Origin of the sequence: Minwuia thermotolerans (genome assembly GCF_002924445.1) — a bacterium.
GTDB lineage: Bacteria > Pseudomonadota > Alphaproteobacteria > Minwuiales > Minwuiaceae > Minwuia > Minwuia thermotolerans.
Map to the genome: position 1 here is coordinate 137,111 of NZ_PIGG01000004.1, position 6,740 is coordinate 143,850.

The window sequence follows — 6,740 nt, forward strand, 5'->3', positions numbered from 1 at the left end:
CTACGGCGTCTCATCGCAGAGCTCCTCGCGCAGCTGTTGGAGGGTGCGTTCGATCCCGTCGGCCAGCTTCTCCAGCCGCCAGATCAGGCGCTCGCGGTCGGCGCGGCCGGCCTCGCGCAACACTTCGAAATCCTCGAGAGCGAAATCCGCGTTTATCCCCTGGACGACCTTGGCGACGTCCGGCTGCGTCCTGAGCGCGTGCTCGGTCTTGCGAATGCCGTGCAGGATGCTGGTGTGATCGCGCCCGAAGAACCGGCCGATCTGAGATGAGGATTTGCCCAGGCGCCGGTAGATGAGATAGGCGGCAATGTGCCGGGCCTGCGAGGTCTCCCTGTTCCGGGCCTCGCTCATCATCGCCTCGACCGTCACGCCGCAAGCCTCGGCGGTCCGTTCCGCGACCTGCAGCATCCGGCTTTCGAACTGGTTGGCGGCAATGGCGTTCATCGCCGCCCCCTGAAGTCTTCCAGGCGCACCACCGGCTGCGTCGGGTCGGGCTCGAAGCTCGCCACCTCGCCGAAGCCGTCGATCTGTTGCGGCGCGGCCTCGCGATAGCCGGCCGGCGGCGGGACTTCGCCGGGCCGGCAGACGCGGACGGTCGAGCCGCCAAGGGCGTGCTGTGCGGGCTCGGCGACCACCCGCATCAGCTCCAGTTCGGCGACCCGTTCGATCGTCTCCTCGAAGCCGAGCAGCGCATACTGAAGCCGCTCCTCGGTGAGCTCGCCGCTCCGCATCAGGTCGCGGAGCTGGTCGACATGGTGTTGCAGGTCAGTGCTGAGCATTGTCGCCTCCATCCTCGGAGAGCCGCTTCCAGGCGGCGCTGACGTGGGTGACGTTGAGCGGCTCCCCCTTGCTGTTGGCAAAGGCGCTCGCGATGCGCAGCACCTTGGTCATGCCGCGGAGCGCGCCCGGCTTGGTGGCGACCGCCTTCAGCAGCCGGACCGTGTCCGGGTCGGTGACCTTCCAGGCGCCGATCAGTTCGCAGACGTCTTCCGGCCAGGGCTTGCCTCGCGTGAACCGCATGCCGATCCGGCTGAACAGCTGCGCGAACTCCGGCCGCCGGCCCTCGCCCTGCAGCCGGCCGTAGACACTCTCGTTGCCCACCAGCGCGATACCGACGCCGTAGAGGTCGTGGAGCGAGCGGAGCTGGTCGAGCGCCTTGGAGACCAGGTGCTGGGCTTCGTCGACGATCAGCAGCCCGCCCGTGTCGCGCACCCGGGCGCCGATGGCCTCGGGCAGCTTCGTCGGGCTCTTCTCGGTCAGCTGCAGGGCCTGGGCGATGACCTGGAGCATCGGATAGACGTTTGCCGTCGACGGCTGCATGGTCGCCATCCAGACATTCGGGTTCGTCCCGGCGTAATGCCCGCAGGCCGTGGTCTTGCCGATACCGGCGCCGCCGGCGACGACGACGATGTCCGGCCCGATTTGCGCCCATTGCAGGACGTCGGTGACACTCGAAGCGGTCCGGGTTTTCACGAACATCGGCGCCTGCGGCAGGGACGAACGGGCGCGTTTGCGTTCCTCGCGGGAAGCAAGCCAGAGCTGCACCTTGCCGGCGACATTGTCGTTCCGGCCGGTATAGGTGCCCGACAGCCAGGCGCTCATGGTCGGCGCAGCAATGCCGGCGTCCCGGGCGGCTGAGGCGTGAGAAAGGTTCTCGTCCGCGATCAGCTTCTTCGCCTCGGCGCGGATCGCCTCGATCTCGGCGTCTGTAAGGGTCTGGTCCTTGGGAGCGTTCATGCTGTAGCCTTTCGCTTGTGCAGTTGTTGCTCAGGGGCGGGATGGCCGTGGCGCGGCCGCCCGCCCCTACTCCTCGATCAGCCGGAGGTGACGGCGCTCCTGCGCCATCGTCCGGGCGAACGCCTCGTCGAAATCGAAATCCTGTTCCTCCGCCGGCGCCGCCGCGGCCGCCTGGCTGCCATTCGCGACCAGACGGATTGCCGGGGCCTCGGGCGCTACCGGCTCGTCCACGTCGGGCAGCAGCCGCGCGTACTCCTCCAGCGAGAGCGACTTCTCGATTTCCGCCGCTTCCCTGGTCGCGCGCTTGAAGGCGCTGCGTTTGCGGTTGTGGTCGCGCGCCTGGCCCGTGTCGGCGAAGCCGGCGGCCTCCAGGCACGCGGCCTCGGCGATCATCTGCCCGTCCAGGCGATAGACGGTGATGCCGTCGTGGAGATGATCGGGGTCGAAGCGGACGGTCAGGGCCTCGCCGGCGTGTTCGACCAGAGCCTCGGACCAGTAGCGGTTGCCCAGCAGCCGGATGGAGCCGGACTCACGGTCGGCGCGGACCTTCTCGGCGGCGAGCATGCACATGCGCAGCTGCTCCGGCGTCGCCTTCCGTATCAGCGACTGGCTGTAGCTCTGTCGGAACGCCTCCTCGAAGCTGAGCTTCCGGCGGCAGACCCGCGTGTTGCGGCCTGGCCGCGTGTTGTGCAGACGGATGCCCTGCTCGACGGTCTCGATGAAAGTCTCCACCGGTACCGCCTTCGAGCCGTAGTTCTCGGGCTTCGCGTCGGGGCGATTGCCGGTATAGGCGCCCTCGAAGGCGGGATGCTTCGCGATGGAATCGCAGAGGTCTTTGAAGGCGCGCTCGATCGGCTTCGATTGGCCGCTGTAGGGGCGGGTCCAGTGGATTTCCATGCCGAGCGCCGTCAGCACGCCGGCGGGCTCCTCGGGCTTCACCTTGAAGCGGTAGCGGTTGGGCGTGCCGCCGGTGATCCACTTCGAGGCGAAGCCCCGGCCATTGTCCAGCCAGACGCGATCGGGAATGCCGTACTTGCGGAAGACGTCGCCGAAGGCGAGCCGCACCGTGTCGGCGTTCTCGCTGACATCGAAGCGCCAGCTCAGGAGGGCGCCGGAATAGAGGTCCTGGATGGCGACCATCATCGGCCGCACGATTCTGCCGTCGTACCACCGCACGAAGACGTCCCACTTGTGGCCGTCCGCGTTCACCGCTTCCAGGGCGTGGAACAAGGAGCGGTCGCGCTCCTGCGGCGGGTAGAGCCGGTGCAGGGCGTCATAGCCCTCGCGCAGCAGCACCTGCACCGGTCGCGGGATTTCGTTCTCGAGGCGCCGTTGCAGGGTCCGCTTCGCCGGGATGGTCCAGCCATGTTCGCCGGCGGCGAGCTCCAGCCGCTGGTAGCAGGTCTCGAAACTCGGCTGCGACAGTCGGAGATAGTCGGCCTTCAGAAACTCCCAGGCGCGCGGATCGCATCCGGCGGTCTTCGTCCGGCCGGTGTGCTTCGGCGCCAGCGCCGGCAGCCAGTCGGCGCGATCGAGACCTGCCACGAGACGGAACCAGTCATAGACCGCCGACTTGCCGACCTTGTGGGCGTTGGCGACGGCGCAGACGGCGTTGTTCTTCGACATGCCGCCGCGTTTCAGCGCCTCGATCTCCTCCAGGACCTTCAGCCGTTCCCGCGCCTTGCGCTTCCGGCTGTCAGGCAGGCTCTCGAACCAGCTCCAGTCGACCCGCTCGGCCGTCGATCCGGGCGCCGTCGGCGCGGCCGTGTCGACGGGCGCGGCCAGCGCGGCCTTCGCGATGGCCATCTGCGCCCGCTCGGGCAGAACGCTGCGGTGGTACTCCATGCCCCCGCCGCGGCCCCTGCGCTTCCGGGCCAAAGGGTCGCCGGCGACCCTCCGCCGGTCGGCCCAGCACTCCCGCCTGGCCATCAGCTGGATCGCGCGAACAGTGGTCGGCAGACCACTCAGCCCTGCCTCCGCCAGCTCGGCCGCTGTCCACCAGTCCTTCATCAGCGGATGCCCTTTCGGGCGAGGCGGCGCGCCATGTCGTAGTGGCGGTCCAGGTCTTCCTTGGCGTCGGCCAGCTGGCCCACTTCGACCCAGGGCAGCCAGCGGTCCTCGATCACCGACCAGCCCAACGGCTCCGCCGCGATCTGCAGCAGCCGCCGGTCGCCGGTGACGTGGACCAGCGCCATCAGACGCAGGAAGCTGATCGTGTGTTCTTCCTTCGCCGGGCTGGCATAGGCGTCGAGCGTCGACTTGCTGACGGCCTCGCCGAGCCACTCCGACATGGCCTTGGCCACCTCGCTGCGGTCGAATTCGCAGTCGTTCAGCGTCTCGGAAATGGCCCGCGCGATCCTGATCCTGAGGTCGGCGGCGCGGACGCGCTGCTCGTCATAGCGCGCCACCAGCTTGGGCGGCTCCCATTCGAACAGGTCCAGCGTCTGACCATCCCGGCGCCGCGCCATCAGATGCGCTCCAGACGGTAGCCGCGGGCGGCGACGGCGTCGGCCAGCTCGTCCTCGTCCAGCTCGGCGACGAAGGCGCGCCGCTCGTCGGCCGAGGCCCGGTTCCATAGATTCCACATGCGGCTGGTCGGCGTCTTCGCCTCGGGCGCTTCGGTCTCGCCATCGACCTTCGCCAGGGCGTCGGCCACGCTCGCCGCGCGGGCGGCCTCGTCCTCGGCCGTCAGCAACAGCGCGACGCGCTGTTGCTTCCGCGGTTCCAGCCGCGACAGCGACTCCAGCTCCCGCTGGCTGTCCTCGAACGGGGTGCCGCGCAGCCTGTCGGCGGCGAGCTCGTCCAGGTCGTGGCCGATCAGCGCCTGGCGCTGGACGGTTCTGGCGCTGCAACTCGCCCGCAGCGCGACGGAGCGATACCAATCTGCCAACCGTGGCACATTGGTCGCGTGATCGCTCCGCCGGTCGCCGCCGTGCCGGGCGTGAGTGCGCTCCTGGAAAAGACACTTCAGCTGGTGCAGGAACTGGCACCGCTCCAGCGCGGAGAGCTCGATGCGGCAGAGGTTCTCCATCAGCTCGCGCTCGCGCCGGGCATTGGCGTCGTCCTCGCAGACGAGCACGTCGATCTCTTCGTGGCCGAGTTCCTGGACCGCGGTCAGCCGGTGCAGGCCGGCAACCAGGCGCCAGCGCCCTCCCTCCTCCTGGCCGACTTCGATCGGGTTGCGAAGTCCGTGGACCTCGATGTCCGCCTTGAGAGGCCCGAGCGCCCGCCGGTCGACGGGACGGATGCGGCGCCCGACAAGGATGTCGGCGACGGGGATGCGCTTCAGGACGAGACCGGTCATGGCGCGGTACTCGAGACGCCGAGGTGCCAGCCGCCGCAGAATTCGCAGCGATAGGCCTCGCGGCCCTTGATCTTCCGGCGGCCCTTGAGGGCGCGGTGCGCGAGGGTGCCATTCGGAAAGCGCTTCTTGCCGGAGCACTGGGCCAGCTGCGCTTCATGCTTGGATAGCGTCGTCGGGCGGAGCTTGGTGCGGGCGCCCATGTCTACGCCGCCTCCCGCTTTTGACACTGACTCCGGCCGCGCCCGGCGCTACGGTTCAGGCTGGAGAGACGGCGGTTGCCGTCGGCGTCGAACCATTCGGGCCAGAGTTCGTGCACGCTCCGGCCCAGGAACTCGGCGATGATGCGGTTGCCGGTCGGCTGCGGCCTGCGGGTGGCGCAGCGGATCGTCGAGGTCGAGACGCCGTGACGGCGCGCGAGTTCCGACATGGACCCGATCCGCTTGCGGATCTCGGCCATGATGTCGTTCGGGTCTGCGTTCCTTGCCTTCTGGGCCATCCGTCTCTCTGTCCGATCGCCGGCCCCGCCAGGCCGGCTTTGTTCGCGCTATGCGCATCGCAACTGAGACGAGGGTACGCAAAATTATGGGCTTCTATCAACATAATTTCGCGCTTCGTAGTTCAAGATAGAGCGCATGATCATGCAATTTTGGATTTTCTCCGCAATATCATTCACTTGCGGGAACAACGAAAATGTCTGTTAAGAACGAAGCGGATTTCGCAGTTCCGGGGCCGAACTCCGAAATGCAGGAGCGGATTCGGTACGCAATATCATGCGCAGGCGGCGACAAGGCTGTTAACGACCGGTCTGGCGTGAAGGTCCGCAGTCTCCAGAGCTACAAGACCGGTACGACGCCCTCGGCAATTGCGCTGGGCGAGATTGCTAAGGCCACAGGATTCCGGCTCGAATGGCTCACCTATGGCGAAGGGCCCATGCGGCCAGACGAGCCGCCAGCCCAGCAGCAGAACCACACACAAACCCAGCTCGCCGACATCCGGGAACGCGTGAAGGCGATCGAGAACGGCGTGGGCAGCGCCAACGGCCTGGAACCTGGATTCGTCATGATTCCCCGCTACGATGTCGAGGCCTCGGCCGGGCCCGGCATGTTCTCCGATCAGGAAAACGTCGTGGATTACATGGCCTTCCAGCGGAAATGGGTGCGCCAGGCGCTCCGCGCCGACCCGGACCACCTGGTCCTGATCACGGCCGCCGGCGATTCCATGGAGCCGGTCATCCGCTCCGGAGACCTGCTGCTGATCGACACCTCGATCGACCACTTCCGCGACGACGCCATCTACGTCATCGCCATGGCCGGCAATCTGGTGGTCAAGCGCATCCAGCGCTTCTTCACCGGCGGCGTTTCGGTGAAGTCCGACAATCCCGCCTATGTTGAGCAGACCATCGGCGCGGGCGAGCTCGACCAGGTCCACGTCGCCGGTCGTGTCCGCTGGATTGGCAGGCTCATCTAATGGCCCTCTCGGGGCGCTCTAATTGACGTCTGATAGGCCGCTCATTGCCTGCCGCGCGATTCCGGTTTCAACTGGCGAGATTCCTCGGATCGACCGCCACTCCGGATTCAGACGCCATGAACGACGCCTGACACCTCCCCATGCAGGAGCCCCGGTTTTCCGCGCCGTCCCGCATAGTCCCGCCTCGTCCCGGAAAGTCCCGGATCACTCCAGAATCAAGTGTCGGTTAACA

9 protein-coding genes are annotated in these 6,740 nt (G+C 67.4%); 1 reads left to right on the plus strand and 8 read right to left on the minus strand.

The window, feature by feature from the left end; genetic code table 11:
- From CWC60_RS00750 to CWC60_RS00785, 8 genes are all read right to left on the minus strand, one after another.
- Positions 1-444 (minus strand): helix-turn-helix domain-containing protein, encoded by a 444-nt coding sequence (locus CWC60_RS00750; RefSeq protein WP_109792149.1) that lies wholly within the window; start codon positions 442-444, stop codon positions 1-3.
- Positions 441-779, minus strand: coding sequence for a hypothetical protein (locus tag CWC60_RS00755; protein WP_109792150.1), 339 nt, complete (start codon positions 777-779; stop codon positions 441-443). The genes CWC60_RS00750 and CWC60_RS00755 overlap by 4 nt, the downstream gene beginning before the upstream one ends.
- Complete coding sequence (locus CWC60_RS00760; protein ID WP_109792151.1) at positions 766-1,737, minus strand: AAA family ATPase; 972 nt, start codon at positions 1,735-1,737, stop codon at positions 766-768. The genes CWC60_RS00755 and CWC60_RS00760 overlap by 14 nt, the downstream gene beginning before the upstream one ends.
- A 66-nt stretch (positions 1,738-1,803) precedes the next feature.
- Entirely contained in the window at positions 1,804-3,747 is a 1,944-nt protein-coding gene (locus tag CWC60_RS00765; protein ID WP_109792152.1) for a transposase domain-containing protein, read from the minus strand.
- Positions 3,747-4,205: a DNA transposition protein gene (locus CWC60_RS00770; protein ID WP_109792153.1), complete on the minus strand. Its 459-nt coding sequence runs from the start codon at positions 4,203-4,205 to the stop codon at positions 3,747-3,749. Before CWC60_RS00770 ends, CWC60_RS00765 begins: the two co-directional genes overlap by 1 nt.
- A complete protein-coding gene (locus CWC60_RS00775; RefSeq protein ID WP_109792154.1) occupies positions 4,205-5,041 on the minus strand; it encodes a ParB/RepB/Spo0J family partition protein in 837 nt (278 codons plus the stop codon). Before CWC60_RS00775 ends, CWC60_RS00770 begins: the two co-directional genes overlap by 1 nt.
- Positions 5,038-5,241 (minus strand): hypothetical protein, encoded by a 204-nt coding sequence (locus CWC60_RS00780; RefSeq protein ID WP_109792155.1) that lies wholly within the window; start codon positions 5,239-5,241, stop codon positions 5,038-5,040. The genes CWC60_RS00775 and CWC60_RS00780 overlap by 4 nt, the downstream gene beginning before the upstream one ends.
- Before the next feature lie 2 nt (positions 5,242-5,243).
- Positions 5,244-5,537 carry a helix-turn-helix domain-containing protein gene (locus tag CWC60_RS00785; RefSeq protein ID WP_109792156.1) on the minus strand — a complete coding sequence of 98 codons (294 nt, stop codon included), beginning with the start codon at positions 5,535-5,537 and terminating at the stop codon, positions 5,244-5,246.
- A gap of 314 nt (positions 5,538-5,851) precedes the next feature.
- Here CWC60_RS00785 and CWC60_RS00790 point away from each other — a divergent pair, with 314 nt between their 5' ends.
- Entirely contained in the window at positions 5,852-6,508 is a 657-nt protein-coding gene (locus CWC60_RS00790; RefSeq protein WP_164516296.1) for a S24 family peptidase, read from the plus strand.
- The last annotated feature ends 232 nt before the right edge of the window (positions 6,509-6,740 follow it).